The organism is Streptomyces sp. SAJ15, assembly GCF_007595705.1.
Taxonomy (GTDB): domain Bacteria; phylum Actinomycetota; class Actinomycetes; order Streptomycetales; family Streptomycetaceae; genus Streptomyces.
Map to the genome: position 1 here is coordinate 583,169 of NZ_NISY01000003.1, position 19,215 is coordinate 602,383.

General features: G+C 72.8%; 19 protein-coding genes. 15 read left to right on the forward strand and 4 right to left on the reverse strand.

The window, feature by feature from the left end; all coding sequences use genetic code 11:
• The first annotated feature begins 95 nt into the window (after nucleotides 1-95).
• Nucleotides 96-455: a cupin domain-containing protein gene (locus tag CD790_RS12760; protein WP_144383277.1), complete on the forward strand. Its 360-nt coding sequence runs from the start codon at nucleotides 96-98 to the stop codon at nucleotides 453-455.
• Between the two features lie 17 nt (nucleotides 456-472).
• Nucleotides 473-766: a hypothetical protein gene (locus tag CD790_RS12765; RefSeq protein WP_144383278.1), complete on the forward strand. Its 294-nt coding sequence runs from the start codon at nucleotides 473-475 to the stop codon at nucleotides 764-766.
• On the opposite strand, the gene CD790_RS12770 is transcribed toward CD790_RS12765, so the two are convergent.
• Together CD790_RS12770 and CD790_RS12775 are read right to left on the reverse strand one after the other, a co-directional pair.
• Nucleotides 747-1,166: a pyridoxamine 5'-phosphate oxidase family protein gene (locus CD790_RS12770; protein ID WP_144383279.1), complete on the reverse strand. Its 420-nt coding sequence runs from the start codon at nucleotides 1,164-1,166 to the stop codon at nucleotides 747-749. The two genes, CD790_RS12765 and CD790_RS12770, sit on opposite strands and share 20 nt — an antisense overlap.
• A gap of 60 nt (nucleotides 1,167-1,226) precedes the next feature.
• Nucleotides 1,227-1,808 (reverse strand): Uma2 family endonuclease, encoded by a 582-nt coding sequence (locus CD790_RS12775; protein ID WP_144383280.1) that lies wholly within the window; start codon nucleotides 1,806-1,808, stop codon nucleotides 1,227-1,229.
• Between the two features lie 211 nt (nucleotides 1,809-2,019).
• Between CD790_RS12775 and clpB the strand changes: the two genes are divergently transcribed.
• Nucleotides 2,020-4,605 carry an ATP-dependent chaperone ClpB gene (gene clpB / locus CD790_RS12780; RefSeq protein WP_144383281.1) on the forward strand — a complete coding sequence of 862 codons (2,586 nt, stop codon included), beginning with the start codon at nucleotides 2,020-2,022 and terminating at the stop codon, nucleotides 4,603-4,605.
• A gap of 160 nt (nucleotides 4,606-4,765) precedes the next feature.
• The gene (locus CD790_RS12785) at nucleotides 4,766-5,308 is read left to right on the forward strand and encodes a YbjN domain-containing protein (protein WP_144383282.1); all 543 of its coding nucleotides are present in this window, start codon (nucleotides 4,766-4,768) and stop codon (nucleotides 5,306-5,308) included.
• Nucleotides 5,309-5,338: 30 nt separating this feature from the next.
• On the opposite strand, the gene CD790_RS12790 is transcribed toward CD790_RS12785, so the two are convergent.
• Nucleotides 5,339-6,508 carry a hypothetical protein gene (locus tag CD790_RS12790; protein WP_186318988.1) on the reverse strand — a complete coding sequence of 390 codons (1,170 nt, stop codon included), beginning with the start codon at nucleotides 6,506-6,508 and terminating at the stop codon, nucleotides 5,339-5,341.
• A 183-nt stretch (nucleotides 6,509-6,691) separates the two neighbouring features.
• On the reverse strand, nucleotides 6,692-7,897 hold the full coding sequence (locus CD790_RS12795; RefSeq protein WP_144383283.1) for a pyridoxal phosphate-dependent aminotransferase: 1,206 nt from the start codon (nucleotides 7,895-7,897) through the stop codon (nucleotides 6,692-6,694).
• A 134-nt stretch (nucleotides 7,898-8,031) separates the two neighbouring features.
• Between CD790_RS12795 and CD790_RS12800 the strand changes: the two genes are divergently transcribed.
• The 11 genes from CD790_RS12800 to kynU all read left to right on the forward strand — a co-directional run bounded on the left by CD790_RS12800 (nucleotide 8,032) and on the right by kynU (nucleotide 19,201).
• Nucleotides 8,032-8,298, forward strand: a complete 267-nt coding sequence (locus CD790_RS12800; protein WP_144383284.1) for a hypothetical protein — start codon at nucleotides 8,032-8,034, stop codon at nucleotides 8,296-8,298.
• A gap of 300 nt (nucleotides 8,299-8,598) precedes the next feature.
• Complete coding sequence (locus CD790_RS12805) at nucleotides 8,599-9,117, forward strand: DUF2617 family protein (RefSeq protein WP_144383285.1); 519 nt, start codon at nucleotides 8,599-8,601, stop codon at nucleotides 9,115-9,117.
• Nucleotides 9,118-9,319: 202 nt separating this feature from the next.
• Nucleotides 9,320-10,969, forward strand: coding sequence for a polyamine aminopropyltransferase (locus tag CD790_RS12810; protein WP_144383398.1), 1,650 nt, complete (start codon nucleotides 9,320-9,322; stop codon nucleotides 10,967-10,969).
• Between the two features lie 103 nt (nucleotides 10,970-11,072).
• Nucleotides 11,073-11,858, forward strand: a complete 786-nt coding sequence (locus tag CD790_RS12815) for an SRPBCC family protein (protein WP_144383286.1) — start codon at nucleotides 11,073-11,075, stop codon at nucleotides 11,856-11,858.
• 43 nt (nucleotides 11,859-11,901) lie between these two features.
• Complete coding sequence (locus CD790_RS12820; protein WP_144383287.1) at nucleotides 11,902-12,729, forward strand: aldose 1-epimerase; 828 nt, start codon at nucleotides 11,902-11,904, stop codon at nucleotides 12,727-12,729.
• A gap of 31 nt (nucleotides 12,730-12,760) precedes the next feature.
• A complete protein-coding gene (gene pyrE, locus CD790_RS12825; RefSeq protein ID WP_144383288.1) occupies nucleotides 12,761-13,300 on the forward strand; it encodes an orotate phosphoribosyltransferase in 540 nt (179 codons plus the stop codon).
• A gap of 191 nt (nucleotides 13,301-13,491) precedes the next feature.
• Complete coding sequence (gene fbaA / locus CD790_RS12830) at nucleotides 13,492-14,514, forward strand: class II fructose-bisphosphate aldolase (RefSeq protein WP_144383289.1); 1,023 nt, start codon at nucleotides 13,492-13,494, stop codon at nucleotides 14,512-14,514.
• A 163-nt stretch (nucleotides 14,515-14,677) separates the two neighbouring features.
• Nucleotides 14,678-16,279, forward strand: coding sequence for an MFS transporter (locus CD790_RS12835; RefSeq protein WP_144383290.1), 1,602 nt, complete (start codon nucleotides 14,678-14,680; stop codon nucleotides 16,277-16,279).
• Between the two features lie 107 nt (nucleotides 16,280-16,386).
• The gene (locus CD790_RS12840; RefSeq protein WP_144383291.1) at nucleotides 16,387-16,800 is read left to right on the forward strand and encodes a DUF3151 domain-containing protein; all 414 of its coding nucleotides are present in this window, start codon (nucleotides 16,387-16,389) and stop codon (nucleotides 16,798-16,800) included.
• Between the two features lie 267 nt (nucleotides 16,801-17,067).
• Nucleotides 17,068-17,958: a tryptophan 2,3-dioxygenase family protein gene (locus CD790_RS12845; RefSeq protein ID WP_144383292.1), complete on the forward strand. Its 891-nt coding sequence runs from the start codon at nucleotides 17,068-17,070 to the stop codon at nucleotides 17,956-17,958.
• A complete protein-coding gene (gene kynU, locus CD790_RS12850) occupies nucleotides 17,951-19,201 on the forward strand; it encodes a kynureninase (protein WP_144383293.1) in 1,251 nt (416 codons plus the stop codon). The genes CD790_RS12845 and kynU overlap by 8 nt, the downstream gene beginning before the upstream one ends.
• Nucleotides 19,202-19,215 lie beyond the last annotated feature (14 nt).

Here is a 19,215-nt window from a genome sequence, read left to right on the forward strand (position 1 = left end):
GGCACGGGCGCGGAGACGGGGCGGGGTGGGGCGCCGGAATGTGGCGCGGGGTGCCCCGGGCGCACCATGGAGATGAGGCACGGGAGGAGACAACCATGATCGAGGTCAAGACGATCGAGAAGCCGGACGAGCGGCGCGATTTCCCCCAGGGTCACCTCGAAGCCCTGCACCTGAGCGGGTTGGACTTCGCCGTGGGCACCTTCGAGCCCGGCTGGCGCTGGTCCGAGTCGGTGGCGCCGATCGCGGGCACGGACAGCTGCGAGGTGCACCACAACTGCTTCGTGGTCCAGGGCCGCATGCGCCTCCGGATGAACGACGGCGCGGAGGCCGAGGTGGGGCCGGGCGACGTGTTCGTGCTCCCGTCGGGGCACGACGCCTGGGTGGTGGGGGACGAGCCGGTGGTCCTGTACGACTTCGCCGGCGCCATGGCCAGGGAGTACGCGAAGAGCGACTGACCGCTGGAGGTCGGGTCATGAAGTTCGTGCAGGTCATCGAGTACGAGACCACACAGGAAGAGGAGATGTCGCGGCTGTTCGACGAGTGGATGATGGCCACCGAGGGCCGGCGCACGGTGACCCGGGAGTTCCACACCCGGGACCGCGAGCGACCGACCCACTACGTGGACATCGTCGAGTTCCCCTCGTACGAGCAGGCGATGAAGAACAACGAGCTGCCGGAGACGCAGAAGATCGCGGAGGAGTTCCGCAGACTGTGCGAGAGCGAGCCGCGCTTCATGAACCTCGAGGTCATCGACGAGGAGCCGTGACCCGGCCCAGGGCACGGGTGAGGGTGATCTCGATCAGGACCCGGTCCGGGTTCGGGGCGGGAGTGCGCTCGTACCGCTCCGCGTAGCGACGCACGGCGTCGGCGATCAGCTCGGGCTCGGTGCGCACGACGGCGAGCCCCTCCAGGGTGGCCCAGCGGACGTCGGCCCACTGGCAGACGGCGACCGGGGCCGGCTCCGGGCTCGTGGCGAGGATGTTCGCCACCTTCCGGCTGTCCTTGCGGGTGATCACGCGCGCCAGCCCGGCCTCCGGGTCGTAGGTGACGCCCACGGGCACGACGTGCGGGGTGCCGTTGGGCCGCAGCGTGGTCAGCGTGCACAGCTGCCGCTCGCGCCAGAAGGCGAGGTAGTCGGGGTCCGGGTTCCGCGGGTCCATGGCCATGGGGGAAGCCTAGACGCCGGCCCCCGGCGGGGGACCGGCGTCGGTGAGGCTCGCGGTCGGTCAGAGGAAGTCCGCGGTGTCCAACTCGAAGTCGAAGGGCGCGGGGAGAGGGAGCGGTTTGCCGAACGCCGTGGAATGCGCGTCGGTGTAGTCCCGCCCCTCGGGCTGGCTGAACAGGGTGACCATGGACTCGTCCCGGTCGATCAGCAGGTAGAGCGGGATCCCGGCGCGGGCGTAACCCTTGCGCTTCACGACCCGGTCGACCGTGAGCCGGCCGGCGGTCACCTCGACCACCATGGCGACGCCTGCGCTCTCCATCCAGGGCGGGGCTCCCCGGAAGGGGCGCAGCTCCCGTGGGGCGAAGGTGGCGTCGGGGATGACATGGTTCGCGGCGCGCGACATGACACCGGGGACGACGAGCCCCTTGTTGCCGGAGTGACTCATGTCCGTCGCCGACCTGTGGAAGACCTGTTTGACGAGCGTGCTCAGGTAGTCCTCGTGATCGCCATCCGGTGGTGGTGTCACGAGGATCTCCCCCTCGATGAGCTCGGCCCGGTACCCCTCGGGGGTGTTCAGGGCGAGGAAGTCGGCGAGGAGGATGTCGTCCTGCGTGAGCCTCGGCCCGTCCGCCATAGCCGTCATGCTGCCCCTCCTCGTGGTCGGACGCCAGTGTTTCCCCGTAGCCGGGGGCGGCAGAGTGGTTATCCGACCCGTTCACCCGCAGGAGTGGCCCACGCCCCCGTCCGGCTGCGGGAAGGGGCCCCGCGACAGCCTTGAGCGGAATAGACTCAACTTATCGTACGCTGACCATGGCAGGGTTTTGTCCGGGCGAGAATCAGGAGGATCACAGGCCGTGGACGCCGAGCTGACCAACAAGAGCCAGGCCGCGCTGAGCGCCGCCAATGAGCGGGCGGTGTCCGCCGGACACGCGGACCTCACCCCCGCGCATCTGCTGCTCGCCCTGCTCCAGGGGCAGGACAACGAGAACCTGATGGACCTGCTGGCCGCCGTCGAGGCCGACGCGGCCGGCGTGCGCTCGGAGACCGAGCGGCTGCTGGCGCGGCTGCCCAGCGTGCAGGGGTCGACCGTGGCCCCGCCGCGCCCCAACCGGGAGCTGCTGGCCGTGCTGGCGGACGCCTCGCAGCGCGCCCGCGGGCTCGGGGACGCCTTCGTCTCCACCGAGCACCTGCTGATCGGGATCGCCGCCAAGGGCGGGCAGGCCGGGCAGGTGCTGGACGACCAGGGCGCCTCCGCCAAGAAGCTGCTGGCCGCCTTCGAGGACATCCGGGGCAGCCAGCGCGTCTCCACCGCCGACCCGGAGGGGACCTACAAGGCCCTGGAGAAGTTCGGCACCGACTTCACCGCCGCCGCCCGTGACGGCAAGCTCGACCCCGTCATCGGCCGGGACCACGAGATCCGCCGGGTGGTTCAGGTGCTCTCCCGGCGCACCAAGAACAACCCGGTGCTGATCGGCGAGCCCGGTGTCGGCAAGACGGCGGTCGTGGAGGGCCTGGCCCAGCGGATCGTCAAGGGCGATGTGCCCGAGTCGCTGCGGAACAAGCGGCTGGTCGCCCTCGACCTGGGGGCGATGGTCGCGGGCGCCAAGTACCGGGGCGAGTTCGAGGAGCGGCTGAAGTCCGTCCTGAAGGAGATCAAGGACTCCGACGGCCGGATCATCACCTTCATCGACGAGCTGCACACGGTCGTCGGCGCGGGTGCCGGCGGCGACTCCGCCATGGACGCGGGAAACATGCTCAAGCCGATGCTGGCCCGCGGCGAGCTGCGCATGGTCGGCGCCACCACCCTGGACGAGTACCGGGAGCGGATCGAGAAGGACCCGGCGCTGGAGCGCCGCTTCCAGCAGGTGCTGGTCGCGGAGCCGACCGTCGAGGACACCATCGCCATCCTGCGCGGCCTCAAGGGGCGGTACGAGGCGCACCACAAGGTGCAGATCGCGGACGGCGCGCTGGTGGCCGCGGCCACCCTCTCCGACCGGTACATCACCTCCCGCTTCCTCCCCGACAAGGCGATCGACCTGGTCGACGAGGCCGCCTCCCGGCTGCGTATGGAGATCGACTCCTCGCCCATGGAGATCGACGAGCTCCAGCGCCAGGTGGACCGGCTGAAGATGGAGGAGCTGGCGCTGAAGAACGAGTCGGACGACGCCAGCCGGGAGCGACTGGAGAGGCTGCGCCGCGACCTCGCCGACAAGGAGGAGGAGCTGCGCGGCCTGACCGCCCGCTGGGAGAAGGAGAAGGAGGGGCTGAACCGGGTCGGCGCGCTCAAGGAGCGGCTGGACGACCTGCGCGGCCAGGCCGAGCGCGCCCAGCGCGACGGCGACTTCGACACCGCCTCCAAGCTGCTCTACGGGGAGATCCCGGGGGTGGAGCGTGAGCTGGAGGCGGCCGCCGCGGCGGAGGAGGAGGCCAAGCGGGAGACCATGGTCAAGGACGAGGTCGGCCCGGACGACGTGGCCGATGTCGTCGGCTCCTGGACCGGCATCCCGGCCGGGCGGCTGCTGGAGGGCGAGACCCAGAAGCTGCTGCGCATGGAGGAGGAGCTGGGCCGGCGGCTGATCGGCCAGACCGAGGCCGTGCGCGCGGTCTCCGACGCGGTGCGGCGCACCCGCGCCGGGATCGCGGACCCCGACCGGCCCACCGGTTCCTTCCTCTTCCTCGGCCCCACCGGCGTGGGCAAGACCGAGCTGGCCAAGGCGCTCGCGGACTTCCTCTTCGACGACGAGCGGGCCATGGTCCGCATCGACATGAGCGAGTACGGCGAGAAGCACAGCGTGGCCCGGCTGGTCGGCGCCCCGCCCGGCTACGTCGGCTACGAGGAGGGCGGTCAGCTGACCGAGGCGGTGCGCCGCCGCCCGTACAGCGTGGTGCTGCTGGACGAGGTGGAGAAGGCCCATCCGGAGGTCTTCGACATCCTGCTCCAGGTGTTGGACGACGGCAGGCTCACCGACGGCCAGGGCCGGACGGTCGACTTCCGTAACACCATCCTGATCCTCACCTCCAACCTGGGCAGCCAGTATCTGGTCGACCCCGCGATGGGCGACGAGGAGAAGCGGAAGCGGGTCCTGGAGACCGTGCGTACCGCCTTCAAGCCGGAGTTCCTGAACCGGCTGGACGACATCGTGGTCTTCTCCGCCCTCTCCCTGGGCGAGCTGGAGCGCATCGCCCAGCTCCAGGTCGAGCGGCTGGCCCGGCGGCTGGCCGAGCGGCGGCTCACCCTGGAGGTCACTCCCGAGGCGCTCGTGTGGCTGGCCGAGGAGGGCAACGACCCGGCGTACGGCGCCCGGCCGCTGCGCCGCCTGGTGCAGACCGTCATCGGCGACCGGCTGGCGCGGGAGATCCTCGCCGGCGAGGTCCGCGAGGGCGACACGGTGCGGGTCGCGCGGGTCGGCGACGAGCTGCTGGTGGGCCCCGCGCGGTGAGCCCGCCGCCGGCGCGGCCGGGCCCCCGCGGGGTCCGCGGGGGTGTGCCCGCCGGCGGCGTGGTTTCCGGCGCCGGCCGGAGCCCGAGGTCGAGTCGGGGTTGCGGGGACGGGGCGGGTGTGGGGGAGGATGGCCGCATCCGTACGAAGGGAAATCCACGGTGAGCATCGACCCGTCCTCGATTCCGAATTTCGGGGGCCAGCCCGAACCGGAGCCGACCGGCCCCGCGGGCCCAGTGATTCCGGACCAGGACCTGGTCAAGCAGCTGCTCGAGCAGATGGAGCTTAAGTACGTCGTCGACGACGAGGGCGACCTCGCCGCGCCGTGGGAGCAGTTCCGGACGTACTTCATGTTCCGCGGCGAGCAGGAGCAGCAGGTCTTCTCGGTCCGCACGTTCTACGACCGGCCGCACGAGATCGAGCGGAAGCACCAGCTTCTCGAGGTCATCGACGACTGGAACCGTCGCACGCTGTGGCCGAAGGTCTACAGCCACACCAACGACGACGGCACCGTCCGGCTGATCGGCGAGGCGCAGATGCTGATCGGCACCGGCGTCAGCCTGGAGCACTTCGTGTCCAGCACGGTCAGCTGGGTGCGGGCGTCGATCGAGTTCGACCGGTGGCTGGTGGAGCAGCTGGGTCTCGAGTCCGACATCGAGTCCGACGAAGGTGACGGCCCGTCGCCCGACGGCGACCAGAGCTGATCACCCCCGTTCGCGGGCCGCGCGCGCCGATCACATCGGAATGGGCGCGACCGTGAGCAGATATGTGCCGTAACACCAGGAGAGCCCGGCCAGCGCGCCGACCGTCACCAGGACGGTGCGCCGCCGGGCTCTCGCCATGGCCAGCGCCGCCGGCAGCAGCAGGGGGAACGCCGGCAGCAGGAAGCGCGGCTTGGAGGGGAAGTAGCCGTCGCCGCCGAGCGCGATGACCGTCAGGGCGAGGGTGTAGACCAGCAGCGCCAGCGGCGGCCGGTCCAGCACCAGCAGCGCCAGGCACACCAGCGCGGCGGCGACGATCACCGGGACCATGTAGGCGGCCAGGAGGTCCTGGCCGATCAGCAGGTGGCGCACGTAGCGCAGCGCGCCGATCCCGAAGTCGAAGTGCGAGCCCCACTCCTCCTGCACCTTGAAGTAACCCAGGGGTCCGCCGCGCTGGACGCCGACCCAGGCCACATAGCCGAGCCAGCCCAGCGGGGCCACCGCGGCGGCCGCCCACACCCGCCATCGCCGCCGGCCGGCCCGGCCGCCCCGCCACAGCTCCACCGCCGCGCAGACGCAGACCGCGGCCGGTACCGCGACGCCGCTGGGCCGGGAGACCCCGGCCAGCAGCGCCAGCGCCCCGGCCCACAGCCAGCGGCGGGTCAGCAGCGCGTACAGCGACCAGGCGGCCAACGCCGTCATCAGCGGTTCGGTGTAGACCATCGACTGCACGATGGCGTGGGGCAGCACCCCCCACAGCACCACCAGCAGGGTGGCCACCCGGCGCCCGTACAGCAGCTCCCCGATCGCGTAGATGCCCCAGGCCGCGAAGCCCGCGGCCACCCAGGCCACCAGCAGCCCGGCGCTGACCGCGCCCAGCGGGGTGATCGTCGCCACCGCCCGCACCAGACCGGGCAGCAGGGGGAAGAAGGCCAGGTCGCTGAAGGTCTGATGGGGTCCGCCGGCGACGGGGAAGCCGACACCGTAGCCGTACCGGGCGATGCCCGTGTACCACATGCCGTCCCAGGAGAACCCGAGCAGCGTGCGCGGATGCTTGCCGATCCACCACGCCCACGCCGCCATGCACACCATCCCGGTCAGCCGCGTCGCCGCGTACAGGGCGAGGGCGGGCGCCGCCCGACGCAGTGAGCCGGGGTCCTTCCGTGGGGTCGCCAGGGGCGCGGCGGTGGCGGTCGGCGGCACGGGGCAGCACCTCCGGGGCGGGGCCGGGCGGGCGCGGGGCAGGCGTCGAGCCCCCGGGAATGCGGCGGGGGCTCGACACCACCGACGATGCGTGATGGACCCCGCGCGCGCGAGCGGGCACGCTGCGCTTGCACCCGGTCGGCTCAGCCCGGCGCCCGCCGCGTGGCCGGCGGGTCGCGCCGCTCAGCCGGCCAGGGACTTCAGCCGGTCCACGGCCTCTTCGAGGACGGCGGCGCGCTTGCAGAAGGCGAAGCGGACGAAGGGAGCGCCCTGCTCCCGGTGGTCGTAGAAGACGGCGTTCGGGATGGCGACGACGCCGCAGCGCTCGGGCAGGGCGCGGCAGAAGGCGAAGCCGTCGGTGTGGCCGAGCGGGCGGATGTCGGTGGTGATGAAGTACGTGCCGGCCGGTCGGTAGACGGTGAAGCCCGCGTTCCGCAGGCCGTCGGCCAGCAGGTCCCGCCTGGCGTGGTGGTCCCGGCGCAGCGCGTGGAAGTAGGAGTCGGGCAGCCGCAGCGCCTCGGCGACGGCGTACTGGAAGGGGCCGGCGGAGACGAAGGTGAGGTACTGCTTCGCGGATCGCACGGCGGCGACCAGCGGCGGCGCGGCGGTCACCCAGCCCACCTTCCAGCCGGTGAAGGAGAAGGTCTTGCCGGCCGAGCTGATGGTGACGGTGCGCTCCCGCATGCCGGGGAGGCTCGCCAGCGGAATGTGCTCGGTGCCGTAGACGAGGTGCTCGTAGACCTCGTCGGTGACCACGATCAGATCGCGCTCGCAGGCCAGCTCCGCGACGGCGGTCAGCTCCTCGCGGGTGAGGACGGTGCCGGTGGGGTTGTGCGGGGTGTTGAGCAGGATGAGCCGGGTGCGGTCGGTGACGGCGGCCCGCAGCTCGTCCACGTCCAGGTGGTACATCCCGGTCGCGGCGTCCGGTCGCAGCGTCACCGGGACCCGGGTGCCGCCCGCCATCGCGACGCACGCCGCGTACGAGTCGTAGTAGGGCTCCAGGGCGATGACCTCGTCGCCGGGCTCCAGCAGCGCCAGCAGCGAGGCGGCGATCGCCTCCGTGGCGCCCGCGGTGACGAGCACCTCGGTGTCGGGGTCGTAGGGCAGCCCGTACCAGCGCCGCTGGTGCTCGGCGATCGCCGTCCGCAGCTCGGGGACGCCGGGGCCGGGTGGGTACTGGTTGCCGCGGCCCTCGCGCAGGGCGCGCACCGCGGCCTCCCGCACGGAGTCGGGCCCGTCGGTGTCGGGGAAGCCCTGACCGAGGTTGATGGCGCCGGTGCGGGCGGCCAGGGCCGACATCTCGGCGAAGATCGTGGTGCCGAACTCGGCGAGGCGTCGGTTGAGCAGCGGCCGTTCGGTCCGGGTGTCCGGGGCGTCGATGGGAGCCATGACGACATCGTGCGGTGAACCTCTGGACTTCCTCAACTCTGCTTTCGTCGCGATTCGGCCAGGGAATCAGCCCAGCACATACGGAGTGGACCTCGCTTCGGGGGACACGGGGGAAGTAAGGAGAGTGAGGGCTGATGGTGGAGATCCTCCTGGCCGTGGTGCTGATCGCGCTGGTCGTGACGGGGGTGGCGGCGGTGGCCTCGACCTCGCGCCGCGGGGGCGGGGGTTCGCGTGGCGGCTCGTCGCGGCGCTCCAGCAACGACAGCTGGTGGGCGGGGAGCGGCGGCGGCTCGTCCTGCGGCGGCTCGTCCTCCTGCGGAAGCAGCTCCTCGTGCGGCAGCTCGTCCTCCTCCTGCGGCGGTGGCGGCGGGGGCGGCTGCGGCGGGGGCGGGGGCAGCTGACGGCGGCGGATGCCGTCGTCCCGTGCCACGCGCACTCTCCGAAGAGTTCACGGCTTCAATGCGCCCGGCGTGCCCATGCACGCCGGGCGCATACTGCTTGAACAGGTGAACGTGCCTGCGCCCGCGGGGATGGAAACCCGGTGAAGATGGGCAAAAACGCTGTGGCGCCGCTCATTTCATGATTCCGTATTCCCGGACCCTACGGACCCCACGTAGGCACGAGCCGCGTACCCGAAGACCAGGTCCTTCCCGGGACGGTCCGGCCCACCTTCTCTCACTGCGTGCTTGCGGAGCCGATCCATGCTCACGACCCTTAAGACGGCCTACATCGACACCCGTGCCGCCGATCTCGCCTGGTGTCTCGGGCGAGAGCCCCTCCCCGCCCTCGCGGTCCTCGACCTCCGATTCGGCGAGGCGTCGGTGCAGTTGAGGCTGCTCGGCGCCTCCCATCAGGTGATCCTCGACGAGGCGCACGGCCTGTGCTCGGAGACGGTCGCCTGTATGCCCGGCAGCAGCACCCCGCTTCCCCTGGGGGTGTCCACGCTGGTCGGCGACCGGGAGTACGAGTTCGCCGCGCGGGTGGAGACGCTGTCCCGCGGCTCCTTCGCCGGACGTGCTCAAGAGTTGCTGGCGCTCGTCGCCGACCACCCGCACGGGCTGGCCGGAACCTTTCCGGGCAGCCCGCACGCTTTTACGGCGATGCTCGCCCAGCGCCACGAAGGGCTGGTGGGTTGGCGCACCTGGCACGCCTATCCGCAGGAGGGGCGACTGGTCGCGACCCGTACCCGCGTGGGGGTACGGGTCGCGGCGTCTCTCTAGGTCTTTCCCCTCCCCGAGGCCCGGCGGGCGTCCCGCCCGCGCGGACGGGGGCCCGCCCGGCGGTGAAACGGGTGGGGCCCGAGAGCTCTCCCGGGGCGGGATGGACAGTCCTGACCGGCCTCAACTCGCCCGTCAGCGAGGGGCATTGCACTCGCGTGGGTGACAGAGGGTGAAGGGATAGTGACGTAGCGTTCCCTTCGTGATGGAGTCGCCGCTGCCCACCGTCCCGGGCGCGTCCCCGGAGCCGAGCCGGGAGCCGGCGCCGGACGCTCCCGTGGAGGGTGCGCCGCGGTTGCCCGTGCCGGCCGGGCTCGGCCGCTTCCTGCTGCTGCTCACCGCCTTCGTCTGCGCCGCCTGCGGCCTGGTCTACGAGCTGGAACTGGTGGCCCTGGCCTCGTATCTGACGGGGGACTCGGTCACCCAGGCGTCCGTGGTGCTGTCGCTGATGGTCTTCGCCATGGGTGTGGGATCGCTGCTCGCCAAGCGGCTGCGCCGCCGGGCCGCGGTCGGGTTCGGGGCGATCGAGGCGGTGCTGGCGCTGGTCGGCGGGGGCTCGGCGATGGCGCTGTACGCGTGCTTCGCCTGGGTCGGCCGCCCCTGCCTCGCGCTGGTGGGCTTCTCCCTCGCCATCGGGGTGTTGATCGGCGCCGAGGTGCCGCTGTTGATGACGCTGATCCAGCGGGTGCGGCGACAGGACGCGGGCGGGGCGGTGGCCGATCTGTTCGCGGCCGACTATGTGGGCGCGCTCGTCGGCGGACTGGCCTTCCCCTTCCTGCTGCTGCCCGCGCTGGGGCAGCTGACCGGGGCGCTGCTGACCGGCGCGGTCAACGCGATCGCGGGCGGGGTGCTGGTGCTGTGGCTCTTCCGCGGCGACCTGACGGCGCGGGCGCGCTGGACGCTGGTGGTGGCCAATCTGCTGGTGCTCTCCCTGTTGGCCGTCGGCGCCGTGCTGACCGGCCCCTTCGAGCGGGCCGCGCGGCGGGCGGTGTACGGGGCGGAGGTGCGGCTGGCGCTGGACACCCCGGTCCAGGAGGTGGTGCTGACCGGTGGCGGGGGCACCGGGCGGCCGCTGTCCCTCTTCCTCGACGGGCGGCTGCGGTTGAACGGGCGGGACGCCCACCGCTACGGCGAGGCGCTGGTGCACCCGGCGATGGCCGGCCCGCACCGCCGGGTGCTGGTGCTGGGCGGCGGCGACGGGATCGCGGCGCGGGAGATCCTGCGGTACGCGGGCGTGGAGTCGGTCACCGTCGTCGAACGTGACGCGGCGCTGGTCGAGTTGGCCCGCACCCACCGCGAACTGTCCGCCCTCAACGCCGGGTCGCTCGCCGATCGCCGGGTGCGCGTGGACATCGGGGACGCCTTCACCTGGCTGCGGGCACGGGGGCCCACGCACGACGGCTACGACGTGGTCGTCTCCGACCTCCCCGAGCCCGGTCCGACCGACACCACCAAGCTGTACTCCCAGGAGTTCTACGGGCTGGTGCGGCGGGTGCTCGCGCCCGGCGGGCGGCTGGTGGTCCACGCGGGGGCCCTCAGCGCACGGCCGCGCGCCTACTGGACGGTCGACGCCACGATCCGGTCGGTGGGGCTGCGCCCCGTGCCGTACACGGTCGGCGGTCGGGTGCCCGTCCGTGCCGGCCGGCTGGAACGCTTCTCCGCGGCCGGCGCCCCGGACGACTGGGCCTTTCTGCTGGCCGGTCACGCCCGTCCCGAGCTGCGACTGCCCGCGTGGGCGCCCGCCCTCCGCTCGCTGACCGAGGAGGCGCTGTGGGCGGGGCGGCGCGGTGCGGCCCGCGAGCGCGTGGCCGGGCTGCCCGTCTCCACCCTGACGCATCCGCGCTACCGGGGTTGAGCCGCACCGCCGCCCCGTCCGACGGGGGCGGCCGGGGCCGTTGGTACGAAAGTCCGGGTGGGTGCGGCACTGGCGCGGGGGATCGTGGGTAGTCTCGGTTGTCATGGAGCATGAGGTGTTCGTGCCGTACCCCGTCGGCACCGTCCGCCGGGCCCTGTCCGACCCGGCCCGCGTCGCCCGCAGCATCCCCGGGCTGCATCGCGACCCCGACGCCTCGCCGGACGACGCGATCGCCGGGCGGCTGCGCATCCGCGTCGGCGGCTCCACGATCACCTATCGCGGCGTGCTGCGGGTGGTCGGGCACGAGGGTGTGTTCACCGCCGAGGGCCAGGGCACCGAGGCGCGGGGGAACGGCTCCGTGCGGCTCTCCCTGACGGTCGTTCCGAAGCCGGCGGAGGGCGGGACGCTGCTGGTCTGCTCCGGGACCGTCTACAGCGAGGGCCGGCTGGCCGAGGCCGACGCGGAGACGGTGGACGCGGTCGCGCGGCGACTGCTGGATCGTTTCGGGACCGGGCTCACGGCGGATCTGGAGGATCATCCGGAGGCGGTCGCGGGCGAGTCCGCTTCCGTCTTCGACACCGAGGTGCCGCCGCCCTCCCTGGACCCACGCGCCGGCGAGGCCGCGGTCGTCGAGGGAGTGGACGGCTTCGACGGCTTCGAGGGGACGGGCGAGGAACCCCCGGCCGAGGCCGCGCACGCCCGCCGCACGATGATCGGCCGCTCCACCGAGGAGGTCGACCACGCGCCCCCGCGCGGCCGGTACGCCCCGGTGCCGGCGCCCGAGGCCGCGCCGGCCTCGCTCGCCCTGCGCTGGGCGGCTCCGGCCGCCGCGCTGGTGCTCGCGTCCGCGGTCGTGGTGGGCCGCCGGGTGCTGCGCCGCCGCCGCTGAGCGCCTGCTACCTCGGCGTCCCCCGGGCGCCTAGAGTCGACCCGTGACCATCGACGACTCCACGCAAGACTCCTCGGGGACCCCGGGTGTTCGGCTCACGGCCGGCGACGCCGAACTGACCGTGCTGCCGGACCACGGCTGCCGCGTCGGCTCGTTGCGGATCGGCGGCGTGGAAGTGCTGCGCCAAGGGGCGAAGTTCGGCGCCTTCCCGATGGTGCCGTGGTGCGGACGGGTGGAACTCGGACAGTTCCGCAACGGCGGCGAGCGGCACCAGCTTCCCGTCAACGCCCCGCCCCACGCCATCCACGGCACCGGCCGGGACACCGCCTGGCGCACGGCGCGGGTGGACGGGGCGAGCGCGGTCTTCACCTACGAGCTCGCCGAGCCCTGGCCGTACCCGGGGCGGGTCACGCAGGTGTTCGAGCTGGCCGAGGACGGTCTGACGATCACGATGAGCGTGGAGGCGACCGACGACTCCTTTCCGGCGCAGGCCGGCTGGCACCCGTGGTTCCTGCGCAACCTGGGGCGGGGCGGCTCGGACGTCGAGCTCTCCTTCACCCCCGAGTGGCAGGAGGAGCGGGGCGACGACCATCTGCCCACCGGCCGCCGCGTCGCTCCCCGCCCCGGGCCGTGGGACGACTGCTTCGGCATGCCGGAGGGCGTGGACGTCACCCTCACCTGGCCGGGCGAGCTGGAGCTGAAGGTCACCAGCCGCAGTGAGTGGGTCGTCGTCTTCGACGAGCTGGAGGAGGCGGTGTGCGTCGAGCCGCAGTCCGGTCCGCCCAACGGGCTGAACACCCTGCCGCGGCTGGTCACCCCCATCGATCCGCTGGAGATGTCCACGACGTGGCGCTGGCGCGCACTGGCCTGACAGCCGGCCGTGAACGCTTAAGCTCGTGCGTATGAGCGATGCCCGTGACGCCCTGCTTCAGCAGATCAAGGACAAGGCCGTGGTCCACGGCAAGGTCACCCTCTCCTCCGGGCTGGAGGCCGACTACTACATCGACCTGCGTCGGATCACCCTCGATGCCGAGGCCGCGCCGCTGGTCGGGCAGGTCATGCTCGACACCACGGCCGACCTGGAGTACGACGCCGTGGGCGGGCTGACCCTGGGCGCGGACCCGGTGGCCACGTCGATGCTGCACGCCGCCGCGGCGCGTGGGCGCAAGCTCGACGCCTTCGTGGTGCGCAAGGCGCAGAAGACCCACGGCATGCAGCGCCGGATCGAGGGCCCGGACATCAAGGGCCGTCGGGTGCTGGTGGTCGAGGACACCTCCACCACCGGTGGCTCGCCGCTGACCGCGGTGGAGGCGGCCCGGGAGGCCGGCGCCGAGGTGGTCGCGGTCGCGACGATCGTGGACCGCGGCGCGGCCGGGGCGATCGAGGAGGCGGGCCTGCGCTACGTCCCCGCGTTCCAGCTGGCCGATCTTGACCTCGGCTGACGGTCCTGAGCTGGGGCTTTGCCAAGGGGCGGGGTGTTTCACGTGAAACACCCCGCCCCTTTGTGATGCGCGGGCAGTGCGCCGTCTGGAGCAAATGAAGGAGTCTGGGAAGATGGGCCGGACGACGACGTCGCCCACCGGTTAGGTCAGGGCCAAGAACCACACCCCGCCACATCACAAGGAGCGGACAGATGCCCATCGCATCCCCCGAGATCTACAACGAGATGCTTGACCGGGCGAAGGCAGGCAAGTTCGCCTACCCGGCGATCAATGTGACCTCGACGCAGACGCTGCACGCCGCACTCCGTGGTTTCGCCGAGGCTGAGAGCGACGGCATCATCCAGATCTCCACCGGTGGCGCCGAGTTCCTGGGCGGGCAGTACAGCAAGGACATGGTGTCCGGTGCGGTCGCTCTCGCCGAGTTCGCGCACGTGGTCGCCAAGAAGTACCCGGTGAACATCGCGCTGCACACCGACCACTGCCCGAAGGACAAGCTCGACGGCTATGTCCGTCCGCTGCTGGCCATCTCGCAGGAGCGCGTCGCGGCCGGCCAGAACCCGCTCTTCCAGTCCCACATGTGGGACGGCTCCGCGGAGAAGCTCGACGACAACCTGGCCATCGCCCAGGAGCTGCTCGCCGAGGCGGTCAAGGCCAAGATCATCCTTGAGGTCGAGATCACCCCGACCGGTGGCGAGGAGGACGGCGTCACCCACGAGATCAACGACGAGCTCTACACCACCGTCGCCGACGCGGAGCGCACCGCCGAGGCGCTGGGCCTCGGCGAGAAGGGCCGCTACCTGCTGGCCGCCTCCTTCGGCAACGTCCACGGCGTCTACAAGCCGGGCAACGTCGTGCTCCGCCCGGAGCTGCTCCGTGACCTCCAGGACGGCATCGCCGCCAAGCACGGCAAGGCCGACCCGTTCGACTTCGTCTTCCACGGCGGCTCCGGCTCCACCGAGGAGGAGATCCGCACCGCGCTGGAGAACGGCGTCGTGAAGATGAACCTCGACACCGACACCCAGTACGCCTTCACCCGTCCGGTCGCGGACCACATGTTCCGCAACTACGACGGCGTCCTGAAGGTCGACGGCGAGGTCGGCGACAAGAAGACCTACGACCCGCGCAGCTGGGGCAAGCTGGCGGAGAAGGGCATGGCCGAGCGCGTCACCAAGGCGTGCGCGGACCTGCGCTCCACCGGTACCAAGCTGAAGTAACGCCTCGCGCGCCCACACAGGGGCCCGGCCGCCGCCCGGCGGCCGGGCCCTCGTGCGTCCGGCGGCCGGGTCCCGGTGTCGTCCGGCGGCCGGACCCGCGTGACGCGGGCGGGACGCGGCCGGCCACCGCGCGCACCCCGCCCCCGCGAGGCATCATCCCCCTATGAGCGACACCGTCGCCGGCGCACTGCGGCTCGCCCAGCCGCGGGGCCGCTGGGTGCTGCTGACCGCCGTCCTCGGATCCGGGATGGCGATGCTCGACAGCACGGTGGTCAATGTCGCGCTGCCCCGCATCGGGGAGGATCTCGACGCCGACCTGGCGGCGCTCCAGTGGACCGTCAACGCCTACATGCTCACGCTCGCCGGCCTGATCCTGCTCGGCGGCGCGCTGGGCGACCGCTTCGGGCGACGGCGGGTCTTCGTGGTCGGCGTGGTGTGGTTCGCGCTGGCCTCGCTGCTGTGCGGGCTGGCCCCCAGCGCCGGGGTGCTCATCGCCGCACGCGCCCTCCAGGGCATCGGCGGTGCCCTGCTCACCCCCGGCTCCCTGGCGCTGATCCAGGCCAGCTTCCACCCCGACCAGCGGGCCCGCGCGGTCGGCGCCTGGTCCGGGCTCGGCGGCGTCGCCGCGGCGGTCGGACCGTTCCTCGGCGGCTGGCTGGTGGACGGGCCGGGCTGGCGCTGGGTGTTCTTCCTCAACGTGCCGCTGGCCGCCGTCTGTGTGCCTGTCGCGCTCCGGCACGTCCCCGAGAGCCGCGACCCCGACGCCGGTGGTCGCTTCGACGTCGCGGGCGCCGTGCTCGGCGCGCTCGCGCTGGGCGCCGTCACCTACGCCCTGATCGCCGCGCCGGAACAGGGGCCCTCCCCGGCGGTGATCGTCTCCGGCGTCGGCGGGCTGCTGCTCGGGGCCGCGTTCGTCGCGCTGGAGCGACGGCTCGCCGCCCCCATGCTGCCGCCGCGGATCTTCCGCTCCCGGCAGTTCACCGCGGTCAACACCGTCACCCTGTGCGTCTACGCCGCCTTCAGCGGCTTCTTCTTCCTCTCCGTGCTCCAGCTCCAGGTCGTCCTCGACTACTCGGCGCTGGCCGCCGGCACCGCGCTGCTCCCGACCACCCTGCTGATGCTGCTGCTCTCCGCCCGCTCGGGCGAGCTCGGCCAGCGGATCGGGCCCCGCATCCCGCTCACGGCGGGTCCGCTGCTGTGCGCGGTCGGGATCCTGCTGATGACACGGGCCGGCCCCGGCGCCTCGTACTGGACCGTGGTCCTGCCCGCGCTGCTGGTCCTCGGCGCCGGCATGGTGCTGCTGGTGGCCCCGCTGACCGCCACCGTCCTGGCCTCCGTCGAGGTGGCGCGCGCCGGGCTCGCCAGCGGCGTCAACAACGCGGTCGCCCGGGCCGCCGGGCTGATGGCCGTCGCCGCGCTGCCGCTGCTCGCCGGGATGGGGCCGGAGGCGTACCGGGAGGCCGACGCGTTCGCCGCCGCCTTCGTCAGGGCCATGCTGATCTGCGCCGGCCTGCTGGTCCTGGGGGCGCTGATCGCCTGGTGCACGGTCCGTGACGACGTGCTGGAGGAGAAGCCCGCCCCCGCGCCCGCCCCCGCCCCCGGCGAGGCGGTCCCGGCCACCGAGGGGCGGGCGGCGGCCGGGACCCCGGAGGCCGGCGCGTGCGAGGAGCACTGTCACCTCGAGTGCACCTACCACTGCGGTGTGGTGTCCCCGCCGCTGGACCCGGGCGAGCGGCCCCGCCCGGGCCGTGGGCGCGCGCCGTAGCCGCCGGCCGGGCCCCGCCGTCGACGCACCGGCCTCACCGGCCCGCACCGGGCCATACCCGGTACGCGACGCGTCCGTCCGGCCCACGGTCCGGCAGACTGGAGGTCATGGCCATTCACGAGAACCTGCTCGGGGGACCGCCCCCGACCCACCTGCCCGACGACCCCGAGCCGCGTGAGCTGCTCGCGTCCGGCGCGGCCCCCGCCGAGGTCGCCGCGAAGTACCCCGCATCCTCGCTGGCGTGGGCGCAGCTCGCCGACGACGCCTTCGAGGCCGGGCGGGTCGTCGAGTCCTACGCGTACGCCCGCACGGGCTACCACCGGGGGCTGGACGCGCTGCGCCGCAACGGCTGGAAGGGCCACGGGCCCGTGCCGTTCGAGCACGAGCCGAACCGCGGCTTCCTGCGGTCGCTGCACGCGCTCGCCCGCGCCGCCCAGGCCATCGGGGAGCAGGAGGAGTACGAGCGCTGCGCCACGTTCCTGCGTGACAGCTCGCCGACCGCGGCGGACACCCTCTCCTGACCCGTCCGGGTCGACGCTGTGAGCGTTTCCGCTGCTGAGCGTCTTCCAGCGGGTACAAGCGAACGTGTCCGATGACCGTCCGCATCGGGGCCTGCCTGTTCCGTATATCGATCAGGCAGGCCCTTGTCGTATGCGCTCGCGGCACGCATGATGCGCATGGGCACGCTGGTCCGGCCGGACGCGTGGCCCGAGAGGGGACCGGGGCTCCCATGCCGAGAAGGAAGGGGCGGACCGCTACCCGGACGCACGCTGTACTAGGAGACAGTGATGTCGCACGACCCCGACGTGTACGAAGCCGAGCCGGTGGCGGACGCCGTACCGGGCGCCGACCCCGAGACGCCCAACCTCGACTTCGAAGGAACCACTCCCTACGAGGACTACGTGAAGGCGTCCGTCCTCACCCATCTCCAGCACCCGCTCTCCGACGACCCGGGCGAGATGGTGTTCCTGGTGACGACCCAGGTGATGGAGCTGTGGTTCACCGTCATCGTCCATGAGTGGGAGACCGCGGCCAAGGCGCTGCGCGAGGACGACCTGCCGGCCGCGATGGCCGCGCTGCTCCGCTCCACCCATGAGCTGGAGGCGCTCAACGCCTCCTGGAAGCCGCTGGCGCGACTGACGCCGGCGCAGTTCAACGGCTACCGCTCGGCGCTCGGCGAGGGCTCCGGGTTCCAGTCCGCGATGTACCGCCGGATGGAGTTCCTGCTCGGGGACAAGGCCGCGTCGATGCTCGTCCCGCACCGGGGCTCGCCGCGGGTCCACGCCGAGTTGGAGAAGGCGCTCGCCGAGCCCAGCCTCTACGACGAGGTGCTGCGCTACCTGGCCCGCCGGGGCTTCGAGATCGCGGAGTCCGTCCTGGACCGCGACCCCACCCAGCGCTACCAGCCCGATCCGTCGGTGGAGGCCGCCTGGCAGCGGATCTACTCCGAGCCCGCCCTGGCCACCGGCCTCGGCGGTGGCGAGCTCGCCCAGCTGGGCGAGGCGCTCACCGAGGTCGCCGAGCTGGTGTGGCGCTGGCGCAACGACCACCTGGTGGCCACCCGGCGTGCGATGGGCGCCAAGACCGGCACCGGCGGTTCGGCGGGCGTGGCCTGGCTGGAGAAGCGGGCCGGCAAGAACGTCTTCCCCGAGCTGTGGACGGCGCGCAGCCATGTCTGAGATCTCCACGAACGAGCTCGCCGCGGAGGCGGCCCGGTGGGACGACGGCGACGAACTCGCCAAGCTCCGCGAGCGCTTCGCCCTCGACGACGACACCGTCTACCTCGACGGCAACTCGCTGGGCGCGCTGCCGCACACCGTCGCCCCGCGGCTGGCGGAGGTCGTCACCCACGAGTGGGGGCGGCTGCGCATCCGGTCCTGGGACGAGAGCGGCTGGTGGACCGCCCCGGAGCGGGTCGGCGACCGCGTCGGCCGGCTGATCGGGGCCGCACCGGGACAGGTGGTCGTCGGTGACTCGACCAGCGTCAACGTCTTCAAGGCGGTGGTCGCGGCCGTCCGCATCGCCCAGGAGGACGCCCGCGGGGAGACTCGGAAGGACTCCGTCCGTGACGAGATCCTCGTCGACGAGACGACCTTCCCCACCGACGGCTACATCGCCCGCTCCGCGGCGCGGCTGACCGGCTGTGAGCCGCGGCCCCTGCCGCCCGGCGAGATCGCGGCCGCGATCGGTCCGCGCACCGCCGTCGTGCTGGTCAACCACGTCGACTACCGCACGGGCCGGCTGCACGACCTGCCCGGCATCACCGCCGCCGCGCGGGCGGCCGGGGCGCGCGTGGTGTGGGACCTCTGCCACAGCGCGGGCGCGCTGCCGGTGGACCTGGACGCCCATGGCGTCGACTTCGCCGTGGGGTGTACGTACAAGTACCTGAACGGCGGGCCCGGCTCGCCGGCGTACCTGTACGTGGCGCGGGAGCTCCAGCCGCGCTTCGACTCCCCGCTGCCCGGCTGGAACTCGCACGCCGACCCGTTCGGGATGGACCCGGCCTACCGGCCGGCCGACGGGGCGCTCCGCGGCCGGGTCGGCACCCCCGAGATCCTGTCGCTGCTCGCCCTGGAGGCGGCGCTGGACGTCTGGGACGACGTCACCGTCGAGGCGGTGCGCGCCAAGAGCCTGGCCCTGACGGACTTCTTCCTCTCCTGCGTCGAGCGTCACGTCCCGGCCGGGAGGGTGGAGTCGGTCAGCCCCGCCGCGCACGCCGAGCGCGGCAGCCAGGTCTCGCTCCGCTGCCCCGACGCGGGTGAGGTGATGGCCGAGCTCATCCGGCGCGGCGTGGTCGGCGACTTCCGCCGCCCCGACGTGCTGCGCTTCGGCTTCACCCCGCTGTACACCTCCTTCGCCGACGCGGAGCGCGCCGCGCGCGTGCTCGGCGAGGTGCTGCGCGACATGGGGGAGGTGGGCTGACCGTGCCGCCCGAG

Bases quoted from the DNA above. Each gene is read 5' to 3' on its own strand.
- CD790_RS12760 (WP_144383277.1), top strand. From the start codon at position 96: ATGATCGAGGTCAAGACGATCGAGAAGCCGGACGAGCGGCGCGATTTC.
- CD790_RS12765 (WP_144383278.1), top strand. From the start codon at position 473: ATGAAGTTCGTGCAGGTCATCGAGTACGAGACCACACAGGAAGAGGAG.
- CD790_RS12770 (WP_144383279.1), bottom strand. From the start codon at position 1,166: ATGGCCATGGACCCGCGGAACCCGGACCCCGACTACCTCGCCTTCTGG.
- CD790_RS12775 (WP_144383280.1), bottom strand. From the start codon at position 1,808: ATGACGGCTATGGCGGACGGGCCGAGGCTCACGCAGGACGACATCCTC.
- CD790_RS12795 (WP_144383283.1), bottom strand. From the start codon at position 7,897: ATGGCTCCCATCGACGCCCCGGACACCCGGACCGAACGGCCGCTGCTC.
- CD790_RS12800 (WP_144383284.1), top strand. From the start codon at position 8,032: ATGGTGGAGATCCTCCTGGCCGTGGTGCTGATCGCGCTGGTCGTGACG.
- CD790_RS12805 (WP_144383285.1), top strand. From the start codon at position 8,599: ATGCTCACGACCCTTAAGACGGCCTACATCGACACCCGTGCCGCCGAT.
- CD790_RS12810 (WP_144383398.1), top strand. From the start codon at position 9,320: ATGGAGTCGCCGCTGCCCACCGTCCCGGGCGCGTCCCCGGAGCCGAGC.
- CD790_RS12815 (WP_144383286.1), top strand. From the start codon at position 11,073: ATGGAGCATGAGGTGTTCGTGCCGTACCCCGTCGGCACCGTCCGCCGG.
- pyrE (WP_144383288.1), top strand. From the start codon at position 12,761: ATGAGCGATGCCCGTGACGCCCTGCTTCAGCAGATCAAGGACAAGGCC.
- fbaA (WP_144383289.1), top strand. From the start codon at position 13,492: ATGCCCATCGCATCCCCCGAGATCTACAACGAGATGCTTGACCGGGCG.
- CD790_RS12835 (WP_144383290.1), top strand. From the start codon at position 14,678: ATGAGCGACACCGTCGCCGGCGCACTGCGGCTCGCCCAGCCGCGGGGC.
- CD790_RS12840 (WP_144383291.1), top strand. From the start codon at position 16,387: ATGGCCATTCACGAGAACCTGCTCGGGGGACCGCCCCCGACCCACCTG.
- CD790_RS12845 (WP_144383292.1), top strand. From the start codon at position 17,068: ATGTCGCACGACCCCGACGTGTACGAAGCCGAGCCGGTGGCGGACGCC.
- kynU (WP_144383293.1), top strand. From the start codon at position 17,951: ATGTCTGAGATCTCCACGAACGAGCTCGCCGCGGAGGCGGCCCGGTGG.